A 24,948-nucleotide genomic window follows, 5' to 3' on the forward strand; every position below is an offset into this window, starting at 1 on the left:
CAGGTCAGCCCCTCACTGTTCAGTTAGGCGGCAACAGTGCCCGCCCGAGCCCGCCCCCGGGTCCTCATCCGCTTGACCAACCGGCAGATGAGGTAGATCAGGAACGAAATGGTGGTGATGTACGGGCTGATCGAGATCCGTCCGCCCAGCGCCAGGAGAATGCCGCCCACCGCCGAGGTCATTGCAAACAGTACGCTAAGCAGCACCACCAGCCGCGGCGAGGACGTCACCAGCAGGGCCGCGGCCGACGGCGTGATCAGCAGCGAGAGCACCAGCAGCGCACCCACCACCTGGATGGACAGTGCCACTGCCAGTCCCAGCAGGATCATGAAGACAACGGACAGCACGCGCACGGGAACCCCGCGGGCCTCGGCCAGCTCGGGATCGGCGCTGGCGAATGTCAGCGGCCGCCAGATCAGGACCAGTCCGGCCACCACAACGACGGCGGTGCCGGCCAGCAGGTTCAGCTGGACGGTATCAACGGCGACAATCTGCCCGGTGAGCAGCCCGAATTTGTTGGCGGACCGGCCCTCATAGAGGCCCAGGAACAGGATGCCCAGGCCCAGCCCGAAGGGCATGATTACCCCGGTCACGGAGTTCCGGTCCCGTGCCTTGAGGCCCATGACGGCCAGCAGCACCGCTGCGACCACCGAACCGGCCAGTGAACCGAACACCACGTTGGCACCGATCAGCAGCGCAAAGGCTGCGCCGGCGAAGGACAGCTCCGCAATGCCGTGCACGGCAAAGGCGAGGTCCCGCATCAGGACAAAGGTGCCGATAAGGCCGCCCACCAGGCCAAGGATCGCCGCTGCCCAGAGGGAATTGGTGACCAGCGGCAGCAGCTGCCCGTAGTCGCTGAAATCAAAGACGGCGGAGAAGAATTCACGCAAGTCCATGGTCGTCCTCGCTCTCACCGTGTACGTGGGTGGTCGCATCGGGAATGCCCAGGACCACAATGCGGCCGTGGCTGCGCAGCACTTCCACCCGGCTTCCGTACATTTCCGAGAGCACGTCCGAGCGCAGCACCTCCTGCGGCGTTCCGGTGCGGAAGGTGCCGCCGGCCAGGTAGAGTACGCGGTCCACGTAGTCGATCACAGGGTTGATCTCGTGCGTCACAAAGACCACGGCCGAACCCTGCTCATGGCAGCGCCGGTCAATCAGCCCGCTGATCGCCTGCTGGTGATGCAGGTCCAGGGAAAGCAGCGGTTCGTCGCAGAGCAGTAGCTCAGGATCGGTAGCCAGTGCCTGCGCTGCCCGTAGACGCTGGACTTCCCCGCCGGAAAGCAGCCCTACTGGTTCGTTGGCGTACCGGGTGGCCCCCACCTGTTCCAGCAGGTCATCCACCCGCCGCCGCACGGGGGAACGCTTCAGCCGCAGGCCCCATTTGTTGCCGTCCACGCCTAGGCCCACCAGATCGCGTGCACGCAGGGGTGTTCCGGGGGCAAAGGCCTTCTGCTGCGGTATATAGCCGATGTCGCGGCTGCCGCGCCGGGCGGGCCGGCCGTTGATCTCCACGGACCCCCGTGAGAGTTCCTGCAGGCCCAGCAGGACCTTGAGGAAACTGGTCTTCCCGGACCCGTTGGGCCCCAGGACCGCCAGGAATTCGCCGGCCGTGATGTCCAGGTCCAGTCCGTCCCACAGGGTTCGGGAGCCAAAGGACAAGCCGGCGTTCCGGAGCCGCACTACCGGACCGGTCACCGGAGCACGTCATCGATGGAAGCCACGTTCGAGCCCATCCAGGTCAGGTAGTCCTGCCCTTCGGGCAGAGTCTCGGAGAAGTCAAGCACGGGAACTCCGGCTTCCTCAGCGGTGGCGCGGACTGATTCGGTCTGCGAGGTGGAGGTCTGGGTGTTGTAGGCCAGGAAGGCTACGTCGCCCGAACGCAGCAGGTCCTGCATCTCCTTCAGCACGGCGGGCGGAACGTCGGCTCCCTCTTCAACGGCCGAGGTGAAGTCCCCCGGGGTCACGTTGTGCAGGCCGGCAGCCTCGAACAGATACTCCGGAACCGGCTCCGTTACGGCTACCTCCCGGTCCCCGGCCACGGCCTTGGCTTCCGAGAGATCGGCGGTGAGGTTCTCGATGCCGCTGTTGAATGAGGCGGCGTTGTCCCGGTAGTCGGAGGCGTTGTCCGGATCCAGGGTGGACAGGCGTTCTGCCGCGGCTTCGGCCAGCAGCCCCATGGCCTGGGGGCTGTACCAGACGTGCTCGTTGAAGGAACCGTGCGAGTGCCCGCCGTGATCTTCGTCGTGCGCTTCTTCGTTGTCTGCGGAGTGGGAGGCGCCGTCGTCGGCTTCTTTCTCCAGCCCGGAAATTTCCACGGCATTGAGCACATCGGCGCTGTCGATTCCTGAATCGGCAACCAGCTGCTCCATAAAGACGTCGTAGCCGCCGCCGTTGAGCACCACCAGATCGGCGTCCGAGACGGCCAGCTTGTTCCGCGCCGTCGCCTCGTAGGAGTGCGGGTCCTGGCTGGGCCGGTCAATGATGGCGGTGACACTGACGTTGTTCCCGCCCACAGTCTCCATGATGTTGCCGTAAACGTTGGTGGAGGCCACCACGTTCAGCCGGCCTTCTCCTGCCCCGGTGTCGGAAGAACCGGCCCCGGAGTCCCCTCCGCCGGTACAGCCGGTCAGGGCAAGGGCTCCGCCGGCCAGGAGAATTCCGGCAAGGCGGGCGGAGGTTCGTCGCATAAGTAGTGGTATTCCTGTCGAACAGTGAGGCTTAAAGGTGGAAGGGGAACTCCGCGAACGGAGTTCCCCTCAGCATAACCTAAACGCGAATCATTCGCATCTGGCTACACCAGTGTTTCAGCTGCGTATTTACAGCGCCGCCGGGCCGCTATTCGGAATAGCTTTCTCCGGAGCGGCGGAAACCCTGGGCCTGGGTCGCGTCCCGGATCTCACCCACCAGCTGTTCGATGATGTCTTCCAGGAAGAGCACCCCGCGGGTCTGGTTGTCCGGACCCAGCACGCGGGCCAGGTGCGAACCGGTGCGCTGCATAGTGGCCAGGGCATCTTCGATGCCGTCCTCCAGCCTCAGGTTAGCCAGGGTGCGCACCTTGTTTTCAGTCAGCGGACGGTCATAGGCATCAGCTGGAATGGCCATGATGTCCTTCAGATGCATATAGCCCGTCAGGTTTCCGTGGTCATCCATCAGCACAAAACGTGAGAAACCCGTGCGTCCCACGGCCTTTTCAAACTCCGCCGGAGTGGTATCCGTCCGCAGGGTCACGAGCTCATCCAGGGGCACCATCACGGTGCCGGCAGACTGCCCGGAAAATTCCAGCGCACCGGAGATGACGCCGGAGTCATCGGCAACCAGTCCGTGTTTGGTGGATTCCTCCACGATGGACTGCATCTCCTCCAGCGTGAAGGTGGAGGCCACCTCATCCTTCGGCGTAATGCCCATAACGCGCAGTGCGTGGTTCGCCAGCCAGTTCAGGCTGAAAATGATGGGGCGCACTACCCGGGAAATGAAGACCAGCGGCGGCGCCAGGAGCAGCGCCGCGCGGTCCGCAACGGACACCGAAATGTTCTTCGGGACCATTTCGCCGAAGGTTACGTGCAGGAAGGTGACAATCAGCAGTGCCACCAGGAATCCGGCACCGTCAGCAAATTCAACCGGCAGGCCAACGGCCTCCAGCGGAGCGGCCAGGAGATGGTGGATGGCCGGTTCTGCCACGGAGAGGATCAGCAGGGAACACACCGTGATGCCCAGCTGGGCGCAGGCCAGCATGAGAGACACATGTTCCATGGCCCAGAGGGTGGTTTTCGCGCGTTTGGAGCCGGCTTCGGCCAGCGGTTCGATCTGGCTGCGCCGTGCGGACATGACGGCAAATTCGCCGCCCACAAAGAACGCGTTGCCGATCAAGAGGATGACCAACCAAAAAATGCCCATGACATCGCTCATCGCCGATCCCCCGCTTCCCGCGCGGCGGACGGTTCAGAGGACTTGGCGGAGGTCGGAACGCTTTCGTCCACAGCTGCCGGGTCGTCGTCGTCGTCGTACTGCGGAATGAAGCTGACGCGGTCAATCCGGCGCCCGTCCATGCGCTCGACTTCCAGCTCACCGCCGTCAACGGCAACATGGTCTCCCACGCGGGCGATGCGTCCGAGCTCGGCCATAATGTAACCGCCCACGGTTTCGTAGCCGGCTTCGTCCGGGATGGTCAGCAGCGGCACCAGCCGGGAGACTTCATCCGGGCGCATGATCCCCGGGAAGTACCACGCTCCGGCGGCGCTCTGCAGCACGCCCGGCTTGATCTTGTCGTGCTCGTCGGAGACTTCGCCTACGATCTCTTCCACCAGGTCTTCAAGGGTGGCGACGCCGGCGGTTCCGCCCCACTCGTCAAGGACGACGGCGAGTTGCAGGTTGGCATTGCGGAGCTCGGAGAGCAGGCTGTCCAGGTGCACAGTCTCCGGCACCCGCAGGACCTCGCTCATAATGGCTCCGGCGGGCAGATCCGCCCGCCGGCTCCGCGGGACGGCCACTGCCTTTTTAACGTGGACAACACCCCTGATGTCATCCGGGGAATCGCCCAGGATAGGAAAGCGGGAATAGCCGGTGCGGCGCGCAGCCTCAATAACATCGGCAACCGACTGCTCGGAATCGATGGTCTCCAGCCGGATCCGCGGGGTCATGACGTCAGCAGCCGTCCGCTCAGCAAAGGAAAAAGTTCGGGAGAGGAAGTTTGCTGTCCCCTGGTCCAGGGTTCCCATTTCAGCGGAGCGCCGCACCATGGAGGAAAGTTCCGCCGGGGTGCGTGCGCCGGTGACTTCCTCCTTGGCTTCAAGGCCGAACAGGTTCAGGACCTTGTTGGAGAAGCCGTTCAGCACCAGGATGGCCGGTTTGAACACCACAGTGAAGGCAAGCTGCGGCCGGGCCAGCGCACGACCCATCCGGAAAGGCAGCGAGATGGACATGTTCTTGGGGATCAGCTCACCCAGGAGCATGGACAGGAACGTCGCCAGGATCATCGCGGCCACAACGGAGACCGAATCCACGGCAACCGGAGGAAGCCCCAGGGCTGAAAGCGGCGTTTTCAGCAGCTTGCCCACGGAGGGTTCCATGACAAAGCCGGTCAGCAGCGTAGTGAGGGTGATGCCCAGCTGGCAGCTGGAGAGTTGCGTGGAGAGTGAGGTGAGGCAGCGCAGCAAAGGTTCGGCTGCTTTGTCGCCGTTCTCCACGGCACGGCGTACCGTGGGCTGGTCCAGGGCCACCAGGGAGAACTCCACGGCCACAAAAAAGCCGGTACCGAGAATCAGCACCAGGCCAAAAAGAAGATAGAGCCATTCCATTTAGGAGCTCACCGCCCAGAGACGGGGGGCGGGGCTAACGGCATCGCGCGGGGCAGACGGAGGGTGATCGGCACAAGCCGGTCTGGAAGGCTCCGATGCGGCGCTGGGGGTACGGTGTGCTTGCGTTCGGGCGTGGCCGGCTCTGTGCGTGCGATCCGCAGTAACTGCGGACGGGGACGCAGGCCGGCGCCTAGAGAAACTGTCCATTAGATTTTCAGTTTACAGGTTTGGTATTTGAGCGCCACAGTTAATCCGATGCCGCTAACCCGCTCGCCGCACGGCCCGCAGGCGCCCCACGCGCAGGCACTGGCAGCCGCGGGTCAGGGCGCGGACGCGAGGGCGCTCCCGCACGCTGGAAGTCAAACCAAATTGGCCAGTTGTCCCGGAATGTCACTAGACTGGCATGAAGTCTCGGTCACAGCGCACCGGCCGGGCCGCACCAGTGAGCTTTGCGGCGCAAGCCCTCAGACATGGTGCCAATTCAGGGCAAAAGGCAACTCATGGAAGAGGCGTATTAACAGTGCCAGACCAATCCAACCACCGGCTGCCGGAAGAATTCGGCGGCAACGAGTGGCTTGTCGATGAACTCTACGAGCAGTATCTCAAGGACAAGAATTCGGTTGACAAGAAGTGGTGGAGCATTTTCGACTCCTTCAAGAACGAGGAGGCACAGGGCTCCGGCGCAGCCGCATCGACCGGAAACGGATCCGCTGCCCCAAGCGAACTGGGCGCCAATCCCGCTACCCGTCAGCTTCCGGTGGTGCAGACCGAGTCGGTAAAGCCGAAGGCCTCCGGGGAATCCCCCGCTTCCACCCAGCAGTCCGGTAAGCCACCGGTTGCCAAGGAAGCAGCAGCGCCGAACTCCGCCGCCAAGGATTCCAAGCCGGCCGAGGCCAAGAACACAGCCGCCGAGAATAAGACGGCTGACAGCAAGACACCGCCGATCCCGGCCCAGCTGCCCAAGACCCAGCCCACCTCTGCCGCGGCGGAGGAAGATAAGGTCAACATCCTCCGGGGTCCGGCTAAGGCGATTGCCACCAACATGGACCTCAGCCTGAGTGTCCCCACGGCCACCACGGTCCGCGCGATTCCGGCAAAGCTGCTCATCGACAACCGCATTGTCATCAACAGCCATCTGGAGCGCGCCCGGGGCGGCAAGGTGTCCTTCACCCATCTCCTTGGCTACGCCATCATCCGTGCAGCCGCTGCGTTCCCGTCCCAGAATGTGTACTACGACGTCGTGGACGGCAAGCCCGTTGCTGTCCAGCCTGCGCACGTAAACTTCGGCCTGGCCATTGACATGCCCAAGCCCGACGGCACCCGCCTGTTGGTTGTCCCGAATATCAAGAAGGCCGAAACCCTGAACTTCTCGGAGTTCTGGCACGCCTATGAAGAGCTCGTGAAGAAGGCCCGCAACGGCAAGCTCACGGCTGACGACTACAAGGGCACCACCATTTCGCTGACCAACCCCGGCGGCATCGGAACGGTCCATTCCGTTCCCCGTCTGTCCAAGGGCCAGGCCTGCATCATCGGTGCCGGCGCCCTGGACTACCCGGCGGAATTCCAGGGTTCCAACGAGAAGATCCTGGCCCGCAACGCCATCTCCAAGGTCATCACCCTGACCTCCACCTATGACCACCGCGTCATCCAGGGTGCAGGCAGCGGCGAGTTCCTGCGCATCATTCACCAGCTGCTCCTCGGCGAGCAGGGTTTCTACGACGAAGTCTTCGAGTCGCTGCGGATTCCCTACGAGCCCGTCCGCTGGAGCCCGGATATCCAGGTCAACCCCGAAGAGCAGATCAACAAGGTTGCGCGTATCCAGCAGCTGATCCACGCGTACCGCGTCCGCGGCCACCTGATGGCGGATACCAACCCGCTGGAATACGTTCAGCGCCGCCACGCGGACCTGGACGTCCTCAATCACGGCCTGACCCTCTGGGACCTGGACCGGGAATGGCCCACCGGCGGCTTCGGCGGAAAACCCATGTTGAAGCTGCGCAAGATCCTTGGCGTGCTGCGTGATGCCTACTGCCGTACTGCCGGCATTGAGTACATGCACATTCAGGATCCGGCGGAGCGCGAGTGGTTCCAGGACCGTCTGGAAACCAGGTACAGCAAGCCCACGCGCGAAGAGCAGCTGCGTATCCTGAGCAAGCTCAACGCGGCCGAAGCTTTTGAGACCTTCCTGCAGACGAAGTTCGTTGGCCAGAAGCGTTTCTCGCTGGAAGGCGGCGAATCCCTAATCCCGCTGCTGGACACGATAATCTCCGGTGCGGCCGACGACGGCCTGGTCGAAGTGGGCATTGGCATGGCCCACCGCGGACGCTTGAATGTACTCACCAACATCGCCGGCAAGACCTACGCCCAGGTCTTCCGCGAATTCGAAGGCACCCAGGACCCACGCAGCGTCCAGGGCTCGGGCGACGTCAAGTACCACCTCGGCACCGAAGGCACCTTCACGTCTGACAACGGCAACCAGACCAAGGTTTATCTGGCAGCCAACCCGTCCCACCTTGAGGCCGGGGATTCCGTCCTCGAAGGTATTGTCCGCGCCAAGCAGGACCGACTGGACCAGGGCGACGAGTTCCCGGTCCTGCCGATTCTCATCCACGGTGACGCCGCTTTTGCAGGCCAGGGCGTCGTGGCGGAAACCCTGAACCTGTCGCAGCTTCGGGGCTACCGCACCGGCGGAACAATTCATGTAGTGGTCAACAACCAGGTTGGCTTCACCACCTCGCCCACGTCGTCGCGTTCTTCGGTGTACTCCACCGACGTGGCCAAGATGGTTCAGGCACCGATCTTCCATGTGAACGGGGACGATCCGGAGCAGGTTGTGCGCATCGCACAGCTGGCCTACGACTACCGTCAGCGTTTTAACAAGGACGTTGTCATTGATATGGTCTGCTACCGCCGCCGCGGGCACAACGAGGGCGACGATCCCTCGATGACCCAGCCGATGATGTACAGCCTGATCGAGGCCAAGCGCTCCGTCCGGAAGCTGTACACCGAGTCCCTCATCGGACGCGGCGACATCAGCCAGGAAGAGGCGGAGCAGGCGCTGCGCGATTACCAGGGCCGGCTGGAACGGGTGTTTGCCGAAACGCATGCCGCCCAGACCTCTCCCCTGCCGGTCATCACCAAGGACACCGAAGCTGTCTCGGATCTGGAACGCCCCGCAGCGCAGCAGGAGGGCACCACGATTGTGTCTCCGGCTTCCACGGCCATCTCATCCGAGGTGCTGGCGCATATCGGCAAGGCCCACGTGGCAGTGCCGGAGGGCTTCACCGTTCACCCCAAGCTCAAGGCCCTGCTGGAGAAGCGCGAGCAGATGTCCCGTGAAGGCGGCATCGACTGGGGTTTCGCGGAAATCGCTGCCTTTGGCTCGCTGGTCATGGAAGGCGTCCCCGTACGCCTGGCCGGACAGGACTCGCGCCGCGGCACCTTTACCCAGCGCCACGCTGTCTTCCACGACCGGGCAACCGGCGCCGAGTGGATGCCGCTGGCCGAGCTGGACCCGAACCAGGCCAAGCTGTGGATCTATGATTCGCTGCTGTCCGAATTCGCCGCCATGGGCTTCGAATACGGCTACTCCGTGGAGCGCCCGGACGCACTGGTGCTGTGGGAGGCGCAGTTTGGCGACTTCGTCAACGGCGCGCAGACCATCATCGACGAGTTCATCTCGTCCGCCGAGCAGAAGTGGGGCCAGCGTTCGTCGCTGGTGCTGATGCTTCCGCACGGCTACGAGGGCCAGGGTCCGGACCACTCGTCCGCTCGGATCGAACGTTTCCTGCAGATGTGCGCCGAAGACAACATGATTGTTGCCAACCCCACCACGGGTGCTTCGCACTTCCACCTGCTGCGCCGCCAGGCCTACAGCCGGCCGCGGAAGCCGTTGATCGTCTTCACGCCGAAGCAGCTGCTGCGTTTGAAGGCGGCCGCCACCTCGGTGGAAGAGTTCACGCAGGGTTCCTTCCAGCCGGTTATCCCGGAGCATGCTGAACTGGACGCAAACGCCGTCGAGCGCGTGCTTCTGGTTTCCGGCCGCCTGTACTACGATCTGCTGGCAAACCGGCAGAAGACCGGAGACGAGAAGACAGCCATTGTCCGGGTAGAGCAGCTTTACCCGCTGCCCGTCGCGGAAATCCAGGCCGCTGTCTCCAAGTACCCGAACGCCGATGTGGTCTGGGCACAGGACGAGCCCGCCAACCAGGGTCCGTGGCCGTTCATCGGCCTGAACCTGCCGGCCCAGCTGGACCGGCCGCTGCGCCTGGTTTCGCGCCTGGCGTCGGCGTCCACGGCAACAGGATCCGCCAAGCGGCACGCCGTCGAGCAGGACATCCTCGTCAAGAAGGCCTTCGAACGTCAGTAGGCTAAGTTGGGGTGGGGCGCCGGTGGCGCCCCACCCTGTTTTTTTGTGACCGGAGAAGGTGACTAGTGGAACAACGCAAAATCAGGCTTGCGGCAGTCGGCGACGAGCTGCTGGCCGGGCACGGCGACCCTCGTGCACTGGGCTGGCTGGGCCGCGTGTTGGCCCGCACCACGCCCGAAAACGTCAGTGTCCAGGCATACACCTTGGCGGCCCCCCAAGAAGGAACTGAATCGCTGGCGAACCGCTGGCTGCAGGAAGCCGGCCGTCGGTTCGACGACCACTGTGAAAACCGGCTCGTCATCGGCTTGTCGGACCGTGACCTTGACCTTGACCTGTCGACCGCGCGAAGCCGCCTCAACTTGGCCAACATCCTGGACGGGGCTGCCCAGATGAGCATCAAGGTCTTTGTTGTGGGGCCGCCTCCCGGCCTTGACGCCGAGCGGAACAGGCGTCTGTCGGACCTGTCGGCGGCTTTCGGTGACGTCACCACACGGCGCAAGCACGTATACGTGGATACATTGACTCCCCTGCTGAACCACGAACAGTGGCGCACTGATCTGGCGTCCAACGGGGGGACCCCGGGCCAGGCAGGCTATGGCCTGATCGCGTGGCTGGTCCTGCACCGCGGCTGGTACCGCTGGCTGGACCTGCCGGACATGAACTGAATTTCGGATTTCCCCATGAGGGCTTTCGGCGACACGCCGGAGGCCCTCATCGTTTAAAGTCTTGACTCCGGGGACCCTTCCTCCCCGCACTGAGAACCGCCAGCAGGCGCAGATCCCTGCATCCGCGCGGGATCTGCTCCCCCACCTGGCATTCGGTAACCCCCTGGCACATCTGCTTCTCCTGTGTCTCAGGTAACAATCAGTTAACATCCGCTCACTGTTAGCACGGCTGAAACATTTAGTGGCTAGTCTTTCGGAACATGTGGCGGTCATCACGATCGCTTTGGGGGAGCCGCCAATGGGGGTTCCTGACGACTTCATCACCAGTTAGGACTACGAATGCGTACTAAGCGCACGGCAACTCTTGCCGCACTTTCCGTGGGGGCCCTCTTCCTGGGAGCCTGCGGCTCAGCCGGAGGCGGAGAAACCGCCGATACCGACACTACCGAGGACGCCAACCTTGCGGCCTCCATCTCGGTTGCCATCAGCCAGGCCCCGGATTTCTACAACGGGGGCACCTCCAAGTCCAATAGCGTGTACAACACGTACGTTGACAACCTGGTCCACAGCAACTTCTCGGAGTACAGCCCCGAAGGTGTTATCCGCAACGAAGAGTTCGGCACCTTCGAGAAGACCAGTGACGACCCGCTGACCGTCAAGTACACGATCAACGAGGACGCCCAGTGGTCCGACGGAACTCCGATCGACTTCGACGATATCCTGATGAACTGGGCGGCCTTCTCCGGCAAGGTGGTTGAAGGCGAAACCGAGATCTTTGAGCCCTCCTCCAACAACGGCTACGAGTACCTGGCAATGCCTGAAGGCGAAGCCGGCGACAAGGAATTCACGTACATCTACGACACGCCGTACGCTGACTGGGAAAACCTCATGATCGGTTCCCTGATGCCGGCGCACATTGCCGCTGAGCAGGGTGGTCTGAGCACCGACAACAACGGCGAAGCACTCGTTGCCGCTATCCAGGACAACAACCTGGCCGCTCTGAAGCCCGTTGCTGAGTTCTGGAACACCGGCTGGGGCTACGCCGAGGGACTCCCCTCGCTGCCGGATGCGGCACTCATCCCCTCTTCCGGCCCGTACAAGCTGGACAGCGCCGCCGGCGGTAACCTAACGCTGACGAAGAACGAGAATTATTGGGGCGACGGACGCACGGGCGCCACCGAGAGCATCGTCTTCAAGACCATTGATGACACAGAAGCTGTCCAGGCCCTGCAGAACGGTGACGTGGACGTCATTGAACCGTCCGGTCCCACCGGTGACACCAAGGACCAGATCGAAGCCATCGGTGAGTCTGTCTCCATGATCACCGGTACGGGTATGACCTTCACCCACATTGACCTGGACCAGTCCGAAAACGGTGTATTCAAGGACCTCAAGGTCCGCCAGGCCTTCTCCAAGTGCGTTCCGCGCCAGGACATCGTCGACAAGTTCGTCAAGCCGGTCGACCCGGAGGCCACTGTGCTGAACCTGCGCGACTTCCAGCAGTCGCAGGCAGAGTACGACGAAGTTCTTGAAGCAGCCCCGGCTGCCAGCGAATACGATGAGGTTGACCTCGAAGGCGCCAAGACGCTGATGGAAGAGGCCGGCAAAACCGAGCCCGTTGACGTCCGTATGCTGTTCTCCGCAGCCAGCCAGGTGCGCGCGGACATCACTGCCCTGATCAAGGATTCCTGCGACCAGGCCGGTTTCAACATCATTGCTTCCCCTGATGCCGAGTGGACCACCAAGCTCGATGAGCTCGGCTCCTGGGACGCAGCAGTCTTCGGTTGGGCCGGTTCAGGCCTGGTTGCCAGCGCACAGTCGATCTACGACTCCGAGGGCGTCCAGAACTACGGCAAGTTCAAGAGCGAAAAGGTCGACGACCTGTGGGACGAAGTTGCCCGGACCACTGACGCTGACCGCGTACTGGAACTGAAGAAGGAACTCGAAGAAGAACTGGCCAAGGACGTCTACAACGTCGTTCTCTACACTCAGGCCGACATTGTGGCCCACAACTCCGGCATGGAAGAAGTGGTATACAACCCCACCCAGAGCGGCGTCACCTGGAACGCCTTCAAGTGGACCAAGAAGGCCTAGCCAAGGCATCACGCCTAAACGGTTAGAAAGCGGGATGGGCAGACCCAAGTGTCTGCCCATCCCAAACTTTTGTCCCGCAAACGGCTTTCCGTACCATCCCCATAGGAGCCTTCGGTGTTCTTCTTTATCTTCAAAAGAGCGGTGACCTCGTTCTTCATCCTTCTCGCCGCCACAGTGCTGATGTTCATCCTTGCCATCAACTCGGGCGATCCCCTTGCTGACCTCGTCGAACTCCAAAGCGCCGAACGCGAATCGCGCATTGCCCAGCGAACGGCAGCACTGCACCTCGACCAGCCCGTCGCAGCCCGCTACCTCCTGTGGCTGCAGGAAGTGGGCCGCTGCCTGATCCCCGGCGGTGCCGAATGCACGCTTGGACTCAACCGCGCAGGCAGCCCCGTGATCGACCAGCTGCAGACAGCGATCGGTTCCACCTTCCGACTCGTCGTCGTGGCCACCGTCATCGCCATCGTCCTGGGAGTCGCGGTTGGCCTGGTCACCGCCCTCCGCCAGTACAGCACCTTTGATTACTCCATTACCTTCGTTTCCTTCCTGCTCTTCTCCATGCCGCTGTTCTGGCTCTCCACCCTGCTTAAGCAGTACCTGGCGATTGATCTGAACACCTGGCTGGCCGATCCCCAAATGTCCTATCTGGGCATAGCGGCCGTGGGGCTCATAACAGGTGTCGTCGCGGCGATAGCCGTCGGCGGCGACAGGAACCGCCGCCTCCGTGTCTTCGCCATTGCCGCCGTTGCCACCTCGCTTACGTTCTACCTGCTGCTGGTCAGCAACTGGTTCAAGACCCCGGGTCTGGGCCCGATTGGCCTCCTCATCACAGCGTTCGGGCTTGCACTTGGGCTCACAGCCCTGCTGGCAGGCTTCCGCCGCCGCCGGATTGTGTACGCCGCTCTCGCCACCGCAGCTGTGGGATTCGTTGCTTACTTGGTGACCCAGCCCCTCATGCAGGATCCCAACTGGGGCATCATTGCAGGGCTCGCTGTCCTCACTCTGCTCGTATCACTGGCCATCGGGCATTTTGTCGGCGGCCCCTATGCCAAGCAGACCCGCAACCTGACAGCGGTCATTGGAATCGCCATTGGCTTCTTCGTCTTTATGGACGCCCTGTTGGGCGCCTATCCGTCACTCGCACGCAAAAACGGCGGCCGTCCAATTCCGACCACCGGATCGTCGACTCCGAACCTGCAGGGCTCCTTCTGGGAAATCAATCTGGACTACGCCCTGTATCTGGTCCTGCCAACCATGGCGATCATGCTGATCTCCTTTGCCACGTATACCCGTTATACCCGGGCCAGCATGCTCGAAGTCATGAACCAGGATTATGTCCGGACGGCACGGGCCAAGGGACTGAGCGAGCGGACGGTGGTTGTCAAGCACGCCTTCCGAAATGCGATGATCCCCATCACCACACTGATGGCCTTCGACTTTGCCGGCGTCCTTGGCGGAGCCGTTATTACCGAGGCGGTGTTCGGCTGGAGCGGCATGGGCAAGATGTTCACCGACGGCCTGACCAATGTGGACCCCAACGTGATCATGGCCTTCTTCCTGGTGACAGGCGTGGCCGCAGTGACCTTCAACATGCTGGCCGACATCGCGTACGCGTTCCTCGACCCGCGCATTAGCCTGAACTGATAGGCGGAAGACATGACTGAAAAAATACCGTCCGGAACCCAGGGCAGCAGCCCGGAACTGACGAGCATGACTCTGGAGAGCCAGAGAACTGACATTGCAGATGCGCCCGCAACCCGGGCGGTCACTGCAGATCCGCAGATCACCGCCGCAAAAAGCCAGGCTCAACTGGTCCGGGAACGGTTCTTCCGCCACAAAGGAGCCTTGGCCGGCCTGAGCGGGCTGGTGTTCATTGTGCTGCTGGCCTTCACCTCCATCGGGCTTTCAATTGGCCCGCTGCGCATCCCCGGCTGGTGGCCGCACACGTTTTCCACGGTAATGGAGCTGGAAGACGGCGGTGCCCCCACCGTCTCCTGGAGCGGACTGGGAAACCACCCGTTCGGCCAGGACACTTTGGGCCGCGACTACTTCGCCATGACCATGCGGGGAGCCCAGATCTCCCTGACGATCGCGTTTATCGTCGGCATCGTAGGGACTGTGGTGGGAACCGTCATCGGTGCCGTTGCCGGTTATTTCCGCGGCTTCACCGAAACCGTCCTGATGCGCCTCACCGACGTCATCATCACCATCCCCCTGCTGGTGGTGGCCGCCGCACTAGCCAGCCTCGTGTCCGACTACGGAATCGTGGTGTTCGCCATCTTCCTGGGCCTGCTGACCTGGACCGGGCTGGCCCGCATCGTCCGCGGCGAATTCCTCTCCCTGCGGGAGAAAGAATTTGTGGAGGCCGCCAAGTCCGTCGGCGCCAGTTCCCGCCGCATCATCTTCAAACACATCCTGCCCAATACCGTTGGCGTCATCATTGTGTCCGCAACGCTGGCCATCTCCGGCGCCATCCTGCTGGAAACTGCCCTAAGCTTCCTGACCCTTGGCGTACAGGCGCCGGACACGTCCCTAGGAAAGCTGATCAATGAAAACCGGGCCGCCATGACCACCCGCCCATGGCTCTTCTTCTGGCCCGGCATCTTCATTGTCGCCATCGCGCTGACCGTAAACTTCATCGGCGACGGCCTCCGGGACGCGTTTGATCCCCGACAGACAAGGAACAAACAATGAGTTCGGCACCCTTGTACAGCGACATAACCTCAACAGCTGGCACGGCTCCGATTCTGGAAGTATCGGGCCTCGGCGTCGATTTCAGCGTGGACAACAAGTGGGTCATGGCGGCGGAGGACGTTTCCTTCACCGTATCCCCTGGCGAGATCCTGGCCATCGTTGGTGAATCCGGTTCCGGAAAGAGCATGTCCTCCATGGCACTGCTGGGACTCCTCCCCGGCAACGGACGGTCCAAGGGCAGTGCCAAGCTCCAGGGCAAGGAGCTCATCGGGGCTCCGCAGTCGGCACTGCGGAGAATCCGCGGCAATGACATTGCCATGATTTTCCAGGAGCCTATGACCGCGCTCAACCCTGTGCTCACCGTGGGCGAGCAGATCAAGGAGATCATCGAACAGCACACCGATGCTTCTCCGGCCCAGGCAAAGAAACGCGCCATCGAGTTACTCCGGATGGTGGAAATCCCGGAGCCGGAGAGGCGGTACGATTCCTATCCGCACCAGTTCTCCGGCGGCCAGCGCCAGCGGGCCATGATCGCCATCGCCATCGCAAATGACCCCATCCTGCTGGTGGCTGATGAGCCGACCACTGCCCTGGATGTCACGGTCCAGGCTGAAGTCCTGGAACTGCTCCGGAACCTCAATAAGCGTCTGAACAGTGCGGTCCTGCTCATCACCCATGACATGGGTGTAGTGGCGGACCTCGCTGACAAGGTGGTGGTCATGGAGAAGGGCCGGATTGTTGAAGCCGCTCCGGTGGCTGAGCTTTTCAGCAACGCGCAGGAGGAGTACACCCGCCAACTGCTGGCCGCGGTTCCGCATCTGGGTTCGATAGTCGGCGGAGTGCTTTCGGCCGTCGAGGTGGAGGATGACGGCTCGCTCCAGATATCCGAGGCCCCCCGGGCTGTCCTCCGGGACTCAGCCGATCTTGCCACTCCGGACGCGGGCGTGGTCCCTGCCCTGCAGCTGACCGGTGTCTCCATTGAATATCCCGGCCGTTTCCGGCAGCCCGGATTCAAGGCAGTGTCCGATGTTTCCTTCATCATCAATCCCGGTGAAGTCATGGGTTTGGTCGGCGAATCCGGCTCCGGAAAGTCGACCATCGCCCGTGCAGTGACGGGCCTGCTGCCGGTCAGTGCCGGCAGCGTGGACATCAACGGCACCAACATTGCCGGCTTGTCCCCCAAGAAGATGCTGCCTCTGCGCAGGAAATTCGCCATTGTGTTCCAGGACCCGGCGGCTTCCCTCAATCCGCGCATGTCCATCGGTGAATCCATCGGCGAACCGCTGTTCCTGCATGAAAAGCTCTCGCGGAAGGATCTGGACCACCGGGTGGAGGGCCTGCTGGATGATGTACAGCTGCCCACCAGTTTCCGCAACCGGTATCCGCATGAGCTTTCCGGCGGCCAGCGGCAGCGGGTGGGAATTGCCCGGGCACTCTCGCTGCGGCCCTCGCTGCTGGTCGCGGATGAGCCAACCTCCGCCCTTGACGTTTCGGTTCAGGCCAGGGTGCTGGCCCTCCTGCAGGACCTGCAGCAGCAGTACGGTTTTGCCTGCCTGTTCGTCAGCCACGACCTGGCGGTGGTGGAAATCCTGGCAAGCCACATCGCAGTGCTGAACAAGGGAATCATGGTGGAACAGGGGTCCACAGAGCAGGTGCTGCGCTATCCACAGGATGCGTATACCCGCCGTCTGCTGGCCGCCGCACCGGTCCCGGACCCCGCCGAACAGGCGCTGCGCCGGGAACAGCGTAACGCCCTCATGGCAGCAGGCAGCTCAGCTGAGTAGCCCTACCGGCACCGCGGCCGGCCCGTGCCGCGGTTTAGGTTGTCGGGCTCACTTTGTGGGACACTGGAGGGCAGAACTTTCAGCAAATCGAAGGAGGCAGCTATGAGCAAGCGTGCACGCAAGCGTCGTGACCGTAAGCGCGGCGGCGCCAATCACGGTAAGCGTCCCAACACTTAAGTCTTGGACTCACCGTGTGGCCCATCGCCACTAAAAAGAACCCCCGGAGCCTCTTGGCCCCGGGGGTTCTTTTTGATCACAGACTTTGACGGCTAGTGGTCAGCAGTCTGAATCTGGCTGATCCTGGCCAGGATGCTGGCTTTGAGCGTCTCCGGGGCAGCCTCCGTGCAGGAGCGCTTCACCACCGATCGGATGACGCACTCCAAGTCGTGTTCCTCGGCGCACTCGGGACAACCGTCCAGATGCTCCTTAATTTCCACGATGTCCTCGTGGGAGAGGGCACCGTCAAGGTACTCGTACAGCCGTTCGATGCGGGTATCCTCGCAATCGCCCAGGCTTTGGCAATCGCTCATAGCGTGTTCCCCTGTTTCTTGTTCTGGTGCGCTCCCGCAGCGGCAGGTGCTGCCTTACCGCGGATACCGCGCTCTTGTGCATATTCGGCCAACAATTCGCGGAGCATTTTGCGGCCACGGTGCAGGCGCGACATTACGGTTCCGATGGGCGTGTTCATGATTTCCGAGATTTCCTTGTACGCAAAACCCTCCACATCGGAGAAATACACGGCCAACCGGAATTCCTCCGGAATAGCTTGCAGTGCATCCTTCACGTCGGAATCGGGAAGATGGTCCAGGGCAACCGCTTCGGCGGAGCGCAGTCCGGTGGAGCTGTGCTCCGCGGCACGGGCCAGCTGCCAGTCCTCAACGCCGTCGGAATTCGCCTGCAACGGTTCGCGCTGCCGCTTGCGGTACAGGTTGATGTACGTGTTCGTCAGGATCCGGTACAGCCAAGCCTTCAGATTGGTCCCCGGCCGGTACTGGTGAAACGCGGAGAAGGCCTTGGTGTAGGCCTCCTGCACCAAGTCCTCAGCGTCGGAGGGATTGCGGGCCATGCGCATGGCTGCAGAGTAGAGCTGATCCACATACTGCATGGCATCGCGCTCAAAGCGAATCTTGCGGGCCTCTTCCGATTCGGAAGCGACATCCAGTTCGGAGTCTTCCACTTGGGGGCTGCCTTCCGGCGCATCAGTTCTCATCACTCCCAAGTCTACGGTGCGAGGGCCAGGAGCCACCCGCAGCTGCAGTCCGGACACCCCAGCCTCTGGCTGTGCGTCCGTGGTCACCAGGCCAGCACTCACGTTTGCTCTCCTCACTGCGTTCGTGGACTGCGCGGTCCGCGCTTCAGCGAGGAACGCATTGTTCCTCCGGCGGGCCATGATCCGGCATTCCCCAACTCTGTGAAGAATGCCTTATACCCGCCACAACGCTCCCCCTTCGCCGCTTATTCCAGCGAGAGCTCTTCGGCCCGTGAGGCCACCTAAGGTGTGCACACTGAGCAAAAGTGCCAAACTAGGAGTATTCTGCCCGATTATTCCGAGACCGGGCAGCAACCAGGAGGCCAATATGTCGATTGTCCGTTTGCTCGCCCGCCCGCTCCTAGCCACAGGTTTTATCGCAGCCGGTGTCGACCGCCTGCGCGATTCTGATCAAACTGCGGAGCAGCTGCGTCCCACCTTGGAGCGTGCCGGTGCACTGGTTCCCTCCGCTGCCGCGGTGACCGGAAACCCCCAGCTGGTTGCCAAGGTGCTTGGCGCCACCCAGGTGGGTGCCGGCGCGCTGCTGGCCCTGGGCAAGCTGCCCCGGCTGTCCGGCCTGCTGCTGACCGGTACCGCTGTACTGAACGCGGTGGTCGAATACAAAAATGCGGATACCGACACTTCAGACGAGCGCAAGGCCCGCCGTGCGGCCCTTTTGAAGAACCTTTCGCTGATTGGCGCCGTCCTGCTGGTGGCTGTCGATACCAACGGCCGCCCCGGGCTGGCCTGGCGTGCCGGCCATCTGGCAGACGACACCCGCCGCAGCGTTGCATCTCTGGGCAAGGATGCCGGCCGCAAGTCGCGTTCCGTTAAAAAGGACGCAGCCAAGCAGCTCAAGAAGGCCAACCGGGCCGTCCGCACCACCGCAGCCGGCATCTCGGGTTCCTAGCCCCATGTCCTCCCCCGCCGCACCGCAGACAGTCTCCCCCTGGCCCGCTCCCCGGGCTTCCGCTCCATTGGATGCCCAGGTCCGCGTCCCCGGTTCCAAGTCCCTGACCAACAGGTATCTGGTCCTGGCTGCGCTGGCCGACGGTCCCAGCCGGCTCCGGGCACCGCTCCATTCCCGGGACACCGCCCTGATGATCCAGTCCCTCCGGGCCCTGGGCACCACCATCACGGAGGTCGACGGCGAAGGTGCCTTCGGGCCAGATCTTGAGGTCCGCCCGATGGAGTCCGGAAGCGGCTCGGCGGCGGATATTGACTGCGGTTTGGCGGGGACGGTTATGCGGTTTGTGCCGCCCCTGGCTGCATTGAAAAACGGCAGCACCCACTTTGACGGCGATCCACACGCGCGCCTGCGCCCCATGTCAGCGATCATCGACGCACTGCGGGGCCTGGGAGTGGCGGTGCACGACAGCGGTGCCGGTGCCCTTCCCTTCACTGTCGCCGGGACCGGGGCGGTAACCGGCGGACGGCTGGAAATTGATGCCGGTGCTTCCTCGCAATTCGTCTCTGCCCTGCTATTGGCCGGGGCACGGTTCACCGACGGACTGCATCTGGTTCACACAGGGTCCGCAGTGCCGAGCCCCGATCACATAGCGATGACGGTGCGCCTCCTACGCGGGGCAGGTGTCCATGTGGACGATTCCATTCCCAATGAATGGCGGGTTGCTCCCGGGCCCATCCGGGCCTTCGACGTCACCATCGAACCGGACCTCTCCAACGCCGGGCCTTTCCTGGCTGCGGCCCTTGTGGCCGGTGGAACGGTCCGCCTGACCGGATGGCCCCATCACACCACACAGGTGGGCGACCGTTGGCGGGAAATCCTCCCGCGCCTGGGTGGAACAGTCACCCTCTCCGGGGACACCTTGACCGTGACCGGCACCGGTCGCATCACTGGAGCAGAACTGGCTGACACCAGCGAGCTGGCGCCCACCGTGGCCGCCCTGTGTGCCCTGGCCGACACTCCCTCAGTCCTCACCGGCATTGCCCACTTGCGCGGGCACGAGACTGACCGGCTGGCCGCCCTGGTGGCCGAGATCAACCGGCTGGGAGGCGACGCCGAAGAGACCGCTGACGGCCTGGTCATCAGGCCATCCCCGCTGCACGGCGGAACCTTTGAAACCTATGCCGATCATCGGATGGCAACAGCCGGTGCCCTTATCGGTCTGGCTGTCCCCGGTGTGCTCGTGCAGGACATTGGCACCACTGCCAAAACGCTGCCGGAATTCCCGCAGCTGTGGCAGGAGCTTGTTGCCTCGGGAGCTGCCCCCGCAGCCGACTCAAACCGGAACGGAGGCCACCGCTGATGCCCCGTTCCACCGGCAGCTGGGACGAATCGGATGTCCGGATCCGCCCCAACAAAAAAGGCTCTCGCCCCCGCACCAAAGACCGGCCGGCCTATGACGAGGCCGTCACCGGCCGCATCATCACTGTTGACCGCGGGCGCTACACCGCCGTCGTGGACGAAGACACCCCCACCGAACGCATCGTGATCGCGGCCCGGGCCCGTGAACTCCGCCGAAACCCGGTGGTTGCCGGTGATTTGGTGTCGCTGGTGGGAGATGTCTCCGGCGGGCCCGATACCCTCGCCCGCCTGGTGCGGATCCAGGACCGCCGCACACTGCTCCGCCGCAGCGCCGATGACACGGATCCGGTGGAACGTGCCGTTGTTGCCAACGCAGACCAGTTGGTAATCGTGGTGGCCGCGGCAAATCCGGAGCCCCGCACCGGGTTCATCGACCGCGCCCTGGTCGCAGCCTACGACGCCGGTATTTCGCCGCTGCTGTGCATCACCAAGGCGGATATCAAGGATCCCGCCGACCTGCTCGCCAATTACGAACACCTTGATTTGGACGTCATCATCAGCCGCACGGCCGCGGATGATGCCTCCGGCATTGACGCACGTTCCGATGACGGACTCTCCGCCCGGCTCCAAGGAGACGCGGTGCAGCAGCTGCATCACCATCTAGAGGGCAAGGTGTCGGTCCTCGTGGGCCATTCCGGCGTCGGCAAATCCACCCTTGTCAATGCGCTGACCGGTTCCGACCGCGCCACCGGCGGCGTGAACGCGGTAACCGGCCGCGGCCGCCACACCTCGTCCTCGGCCTTGGCACTGAAGGTCCTTGAGGCACCGGCGGGCAGCTGGATCATTGACACGCCCGGCATCCGCTCCTTCGGGCTTGCCCATGTGGACCCCGACCGGATCCTGCAGGCGTTCCCCGACCTGGCGCCGGGCACCGAAGCCTGCGAACGCGGGTGCCGGCACGATGACCAGGCCAAGAACTGCGGCCTGGATCCGTGGGTGGATTCCGGACAAGCGGGAGCAGCCGGCCCGGCGAGGCTGGCCTCCCTGCGCCGGCTGCTGGGCTCCGGCACCCGGACCGAAAACCGGGCCTCCGCCAAGGAGCTCGGCGCGCAGTGACGCGTGCCGGGATCATTTCAGCGGGCCGGTGCTCCCCAGCGACGGCGCCACGGCAGGTCCCGCGCCGTGTGATCGTGGGCAGCGCCCACCGAATAAGGATAAGTTGAACAGTATGCCGTTCGCTCAGAACTACAACGATGACCTGCGACTCGCCCATGTAATGGCCGATTCAGTGGATGACCAGACAATGTCGCGCTTCAAGGCCCTGGACCTGAAGATCGAAACCAAGCCGGACCTGACCCCCGTCACTGACGCGGACAAGGCTGCAGAGGACGCCATCCGCGGGCAGCTCTCCCGGGCCCGGCCACGGGACGCCGTCCTGGGTGAGGAGTTTGGCTCCACCGGGTCCGGACCGCGGCGCTGGGTTGTTGATCCAATCGACGGAACCAAGAACTTCATTCGCGGCGTGCCCGTGTGGGCAACCCTCATTTCGCTGGTCGACGACGGTGTTCCCGTCCTGGGCGTGGTGAGCGCTCCGGCGCTGGGCAAACGCTGGTGGGCTGCCACCGGCACCGGTGCCTACATGGGCCGTTCCCTCGCTTCCGCCACCAGGCTGCGGGTTTCCAATGTGTCCCAGCTTTCAGATGCCTCGCTGTCCTATTCCAGCCTCGGCGGATGGAAGGAACGCGGAAACTTTGACGAATTCATTGGGCTGACCGAATCGGTATGGCGCACCCGGGCATACGGGGATTTCTGGTCCTACTGCATGGTCGCCGAAGGCGCCGTGGACATCGCCTGCGAACCGGAGCTGAACCTGTACGACATGGCGGCGCTGGTGCCGATCATTACCGAGGCCGGCGGACGGTTCACATCCCTGGAAGGCGAAGACGGCCCGTTCGGCGGCAACGCCCTGGCCACCAACGGGACACTGCACAGTGATGTGCTCCGCCGACTGAACCCCGCCCTGGACGACCTGCTCTGACCGTGGCACATCCAACGTCGGGGCCGCGTCTGGAAGCCCTGCGCCGCCGGGAACTGGCACGCAGCTACGAGGACGGCGGCGAACACTACGACCGCATCCGTCCCGGATATCCTGCCGAAGCCATCCAGTGGTTGTTTGCCGGGGTTCGAGGTCCGGCCGGTCACCCGGGCGCCCGGGTGGCCGATGTGGGTGCCGGCACCGGCAAGTACACACGTACCCTGGCCGCCGCCGGCTACCAGGCCACCGCCGTCGACCCCTCCACCGATATGCTCCGCCAGCTGCAGCAGACGCTGCCCGGGATTCCCGTCCTGCAGGGCACTGCCGAGGACACCGGCCTTCCTGATGCCTCAATGGACGCAGCCACCGTGGCGCAGGCCTGGCACTGGTGTGATCCCCTCGCCGCCAGCACCGAGCTGGCCCGCGTCCTGCGCCCCGGCGGCATCCTTGGACTCATCTGGAACCAGCTCGACGTCAGTGTTCCCTGGGTGCACCGCTATTCCCGTATCATCCACGCCGGTGACGTGCTGCGGCCCGGATTCCGCCCCGTGGTTGGCCCGGAATTTACGCCCGAGGCCTCTCACACCACGCGCTGGTTCCAGCAGATGACCCCCGAGAACCTGATGGAACTCGCAAAGTCAAGATCCTATTACCTCTCGGCCACTGAACCGGTGCGGGAAAAGGTGATGGCGAATCTGTCCTGGTACCTGTTCGAACATTTGGGCTATCATCCGGGAGAACAGCTGGAACTGCCCTATCTCACGCTCTCCTGGCGGATGCTCTCAGCCTGAAGTCCCGCGGAGAAATATACCTGTCCCCGGACACCCCTTGCCCTGTAGTCTGATGCTTCGGCTCCCGAGGGGCGCCGCATCCATCCAGGCACATACTCTGCTGCGGAACAGGGGCACACCAGGTGGTCACCTTCGGAATCGAAGAAGAATTCCTGCTGACGGATTTAGACAGCGCCCTACCCAGCGCCCGGGCCGAGGAAATAATCACAGCGCTGATTCCCGGTGACATCAGCAGCTATACCAGCTCCACTGAACTCCTTGCCTGTCAGGTGGAGAGCTCCACGCCCATCTGTACTGAACCGAACCAAGCCCTTGCGGCCCTGCTGGATTTCCGCACGCGCCTTGCCGATGCCGCCGCGGAAGCCGGAGTCGCCGTCGCCCCCACCGGAGCGGCGCCGTCCATCGCGGCTGCCCCGGCCGTGGTCAGCGCGACCCGGCGCTATCAGGACATGGGGGAAATGACCGGAGCAGTCGCGGATGAGCACTATGTCAACGGAACCCACGTTCATGTGGCCATCCCCAGCCGCGAAGAGGGCGTCAAAGTCCTGAACCGCCTGCGCCCATGGCTGGCCACACTGGGTGCCATCAGCACCAACTCCCCGTACTGGCACGGCAGGGACAGCAGGTTCGCCAGCTGGCGGCTCATCCAGTACCGCCGCTGGTCAGTACAGGGCTGCCCACCGTATTTCCACGACGCTGCGGACTACGACTCCCGGATTGCCATGCTCACGGCTACGGACGTTGTCATGGACACGGGCCACGTTGGCTGGATTGCCCGGCTGTCAGACAACTTCCCCACCGTCGAAATCCGGGTGGCCGATACCCAGCTGGAGGCAAGGGACGCCGTGCTCCTGGCCTTGATGACCCGGGGCCTGGTCACTACGGCCCTGGCAGAGGAAGGCGCCAATGTGGAAGGCAGCCCGGATACGCTGGCTGATCCGGAAATCCTGGACGCGGGACTGTGGCAGGCTGCCCGGTTTGGCCTCAGCGGAAACCTGCTCGACCACGGGTCCGCCGGCGGCACTCTTGCCCGCGCAGCAGGCACCCAGGTGGGTGCCCTGCTGGACTATATCCGGCCGGCGCTGGAGGAATCCGGGGACTATCCTTATGTCCGTGCCGGCATGGCCCACATCCTGGATGTGGGAACCGGTGCACAACGGCAGCGCGAAGTGGTACGCGGCGGCGGTTTTGCGGCTCTCAAACCCCTCTTTGAGAGGTCCCTGACCGCATCATGAGCCGGTTCTTAGCGTTTGGCTGACCGGCGTCCGGCGCGACGCGCTGGAGACTCGACCGCAGGGTAACCGGAAGCCAGATCCCAGATCAGGTTCCCGACGGCCGCGGCGGCCATCAGGACGGCCGCTGGCACCAGCCCGCTGATCATCAGGGCTCCGGCGCCGGCTAGGAAGGCTCCGCCTGCCACCAGGGGAAGGGCCGGCCAGGGCAGCCGGTTTTTGGCGCGAGGGGCCAGGAAGAGTCCCCACAGAAGAACAGCGAGGCCCAAGGCTCCTGCTGCGGCGATGACCCGCTGCGAAGGGAAGGCAGCGATGGCCCAATAGGCAGCGGCAAACAGAAGAGCCGTTTCGAGGGCGAAGGCCAGCAGCTGCCGGGCGATCCGCGTCCCCCGTTGAGGGCGCGAGTGGGCGACTACAGCCGCACTTGCGATCCTTGATATCTCATCCTCTGTCACAGAAGTAACTT

At 63.4% G+C, this 24,948-nt stretch carries 21 protein-coding genes; 13 read left to right on the forward strand and 8 right to left on the reverse strand.

Going from position 1 to position 24,948, the window contains the following annotated elements; translation table 11 throughout:
• Positions 1-23 precede the first annotated feature (23 nt).
• The 5 genes from ABIB35_RS13305 to ABIB35_RS13325 form a co-directional block, all read right to left on the reverse strand.
• Entirely contained in the window at positions 24-896 is an 873-nt protein-coding gene (locus ABIB35_RS13305) for a metal ABC transporter permease (protein WP_354182119.1), read from the reverse strand.
• Positions 883-1,698 (reverse strand): metal ABC transporter ATP-binding protein, encoded by an 816-nt coding sequence (locus ABIB35_RS13310; RefSeq protein ID WP_502915790.1) that lies wholly within the window; start codon positions 1,696-1,698, stop codon positions 883-885. The genes ABIB35_RS13305 and ABIB35_RS13310 overlap by 14 nt, the downstream gene beginning before the upstream one ends.
• Entirely contained in the window at positions 1,695-2,690 is a 996-nt protein-coding gene (locus tag ABIB35_RS13315; protein ID WP_354182121.1) for a metal ABC transporter substrate-binding protein, read from the reverse strand. Before ABIB35_RS13315 ends, ABIB35_RS13310 begins: the two co-directional genes overlap by 4 nt.
• 148 nt (positions 2,691-2,838) lie before the next feature.
• Positions 2,839-3,909, reverse strand: a complete 1,071-nt coding sequence (locus ABIB35_RS13320) for a hemolysin family protein (protein ID WP_354182123.1) — start codon at positions 3,907-3,909, stop codon at positions 2,839-2,841.
• A complete protein-coding gene (locus ABIB35_RS13325; RefSeq protein WP_354182125.1) occupies positions 3,906-5,297 on the reverse strand; it encodes a hemolysin family protein in 1,392 nt (463 codons plus the stop codon). Before ABIB35_RS13325 ends, ABIB35_RS13320 begins: the two co-directional genes overlap by 4 nt.
• Positions 5,298-5,817: 520 nt before the next feature.
• On the opposite strand from ABIB35_RS13325, the gene ABIB35_RS13330 reads away from it, so the two are divergent.
• From ABIB35_RS13330 to ABIB35_RS18765, 7 genes are all read left to right on the forward strand, one after another.
• Positions 5,818-9,666, forward strand: coding sequence for a multifunctional oxoglutarate decarboxylase/oxoglutarate dehydrogenase thiamine pyrophosphate-binding subunit/dihydrolipoyllysine-residue succinyltransferase subunit (locus tag ABIB35_RS13330; RefSeq protein ID WP_354182127.1), 3,849 nt, complete (start codon positions 5,818-5,820; stop codon positions 9,664-9,666).
• A 65-nt stretch (positions 9,667-9,731) separates the two neighbouring features.
• The gene (locus tag ABIB35_RS13335; RefSeq protein WP_354182129.1) at positions 9,732-10,331 is read left to right on the forward strand and encodes a GDSL-type esterase/lipase family protein; all 600 of its coding nucleotides are present in this window, start codon (positions 9,732-9,734) and stop codon (positions 10,329-10,331) included.
• 339 nt (positions 10,332-10,670) lie between these two features.
• The gene (locus tag ABIB35_RS13340) at positions 10,671-12,425 is read left to right on the forward strand and encodes an ABC transporter family substrate-binding protein (RefSeq protein WP_354182131.1); all 1,755 of its coding nucleotides are present in this window, start codon (positions 10,671-10,673) and stop codon (positions 12,423-12,425) included.
• 114 nt (positions 12,426-12,539) lie between these two features.
• Positions 12,540-14,072: an ABC transporter permease gene (locus ABIB35_RS13345; protein WP_354182133.1), complete on the forward strand. Its 1,533-nt coding sequence runs from the start codon at positions 12,540-12,542 to the stop codon at positions 14,070-14,072.
• Positions 14,073-14,084: 12 nt separating this feature from the next.
• Positions 14,085-15,122, forward strand: a complete 1,038-nt coding sequence (locus ABIB35_RS13350) for an ABC transporter permease (RefSeq protein ID WP_354182135.1) — start codon at positions 14,085-14,087, stop codon at positions 15,120-15,122.
• Positions 15,119-16,906 (forward strand): dipeptide ABC transporter ATP-binding protein, encoded by a 1,788-nt coding sequence (locus ABIB35_RS13355; protein WP_354182137.1) that lies wholly within the window; start codon positions 15,119-15,121, stop codon positions 16,904-16,906. Before ABIB35_RS13350 ends, ABIB35_RS13355 begins: the two co-directional genes overlap by 4 nt.
• Before the next feature lie 102 nt (positions 16,907-17,008).
• Complete coding sequence (locus tag ABIB35_RS18765; RefSeq protein WP_369299106.1) at positions 17,009-17,083, forward strand: 50S ribosomal protein bL37; 75 nt, start codon at positions 17,009-17,011, stop codon at positions 17,081-17,083.
• A 92-nt stretch (positions 17,084-17,175) separates the two neighbouring features.
• Here the strand turns inward: ABIB35_RS18765 and rsrA are convergent, their stop codons facing one another.
• A complete protein-coding gene (rsrA, locus tag ABIB35_RS13360) occupies positions 17,176-17,436 on the reverse strand; it encodes a mycothiol system anti-sigma-R factor (protein WP_354182139.1) in 261 nt (86 codons plus the stop codon).
• Positions 17,433-18,158 carry a sigma-70 family RNA polymerase sigma factor gene (locus tag ABIB35_RS13365; protein WP_502915792.1) on the reverse strand — a complete coding sequence of 242 codons (726 nt, stop codon included), beginning with the start codon at positions 18,156-18,158 and terminating at the stop codon, positions 17,433-17,435. Before ABIB35_RS13365 ends, rsrA begins: the two co-directional genes overlap by 4 nt.
• Before the next feature lie 325 nt (positions 18,159-18,483).
• On the opposite strand from ABIB35_RS13365, the gene ABIB35_RS13370 reads away from it, so the two are divergent.
• The 6 genes from ABIB35_RS13370 (at position 18,484) to ABIB35_RS13395 (ending at position 24,485) form a co-directional block, all read left to right on the forward strand.
• Entirely contained in the window at positions 18,484-19,065 is a 582-nt protein-coding gene (locus ABIB35_RS13370) for a DoxX family protein (protein WP_354182143.1), read from the forward strand.
• A gap of 4 nt (positions 19,066-19,069) precedes the next feature.
• Positions 19,070-20,425, forward strand: coding sequence for a 3-phosphoshikimate 1-carboxyvinyltransferase (gene aroA, locus ABIB35_RS13375; RefSeq protein WP_354182145.1), 1,356 nt, complete (start codon positions 19,070-19,072; stop codon positions 20,423-20,425).
• Positions 20,425-21,540: a ribosome small subunit-dependent GTPase A gene (rsgA, locus tag ABIB35_RS13380; RefSeq protein WP_354182147.1), complete on the forward strand. Its 1,116-nt coding sequence runs from the start codon at positions 20,425-20,427 to the stop codon at positions 21,538-21,540. Before aroA ends, rsgA begins: the two co-directional genes overlap by 1 nt.
• A gap of 112 nt (positions 21,541-21,652) precedes the next feature.
• Positions 21,653-22,462 carry a histidinol-phosphatase gene (hisN, locus tag ABIB35_RS13385; protein ID WP_354182149.1) on the forward strand — a complete coding sequence of 270 codons (810 nt, stop codon included), beginning with the start codon at positions 21,653-21,655 and terminating at the stop codon, positions 22,460-22,462.
• A gap of 2 nt (positions 22,463-22,464) precedes the next feature.
• Positions 22,465-23,250, forward strand: coding sequence for a class I SAM-dependent methyltransferase (locus tag ABIB35_RS13390; RefSeq protein ID WP_354182151.1), 786 nt, complete (start codon positions 22,465-22,467; stop codon positions 23,248-23,250).
• A gap of 122 nt (positions 23,251-23,372) precedes the next feature.
• Complete coding sequence (locus tag ABIB35_RS13395) at positions 23,373-24,485, forward strand: carboxylate-amine ligase (protein WP_354182153.1); 1,113 nt, start codon at positions 23,373-23,375, stop codon at positions 24,483-24,485.
• An 8-nt stretch (positions 24,486-24,493) separates the two neighbouring features.
• Here the strand turns inward: ABIB35_RS13395 and ABIB35_RS13400 are convergent, their stop codons facing one another.
• Positions 24,494-24,937, reverse strand: a complete 444-nt coding sequence (locus ABIB35_RS13400; protein WP_354182155.1) for a DUF2568 domain-containing protein — start codon at positions 24,935-24,937, stop codon at positions 24,494-24,496.
• Positions 24,938-24,948: the final 11 nt, after the last annotated feature.

It is taken from the genome of Arthrobacter sp. UYP6 (assembly GCF_040547315.1).
Lineage (GTDB): Bacteria > Actinomycetota > Actinomycetes > Actinomycetales > Micrococcaceae > Arthrobacter_B.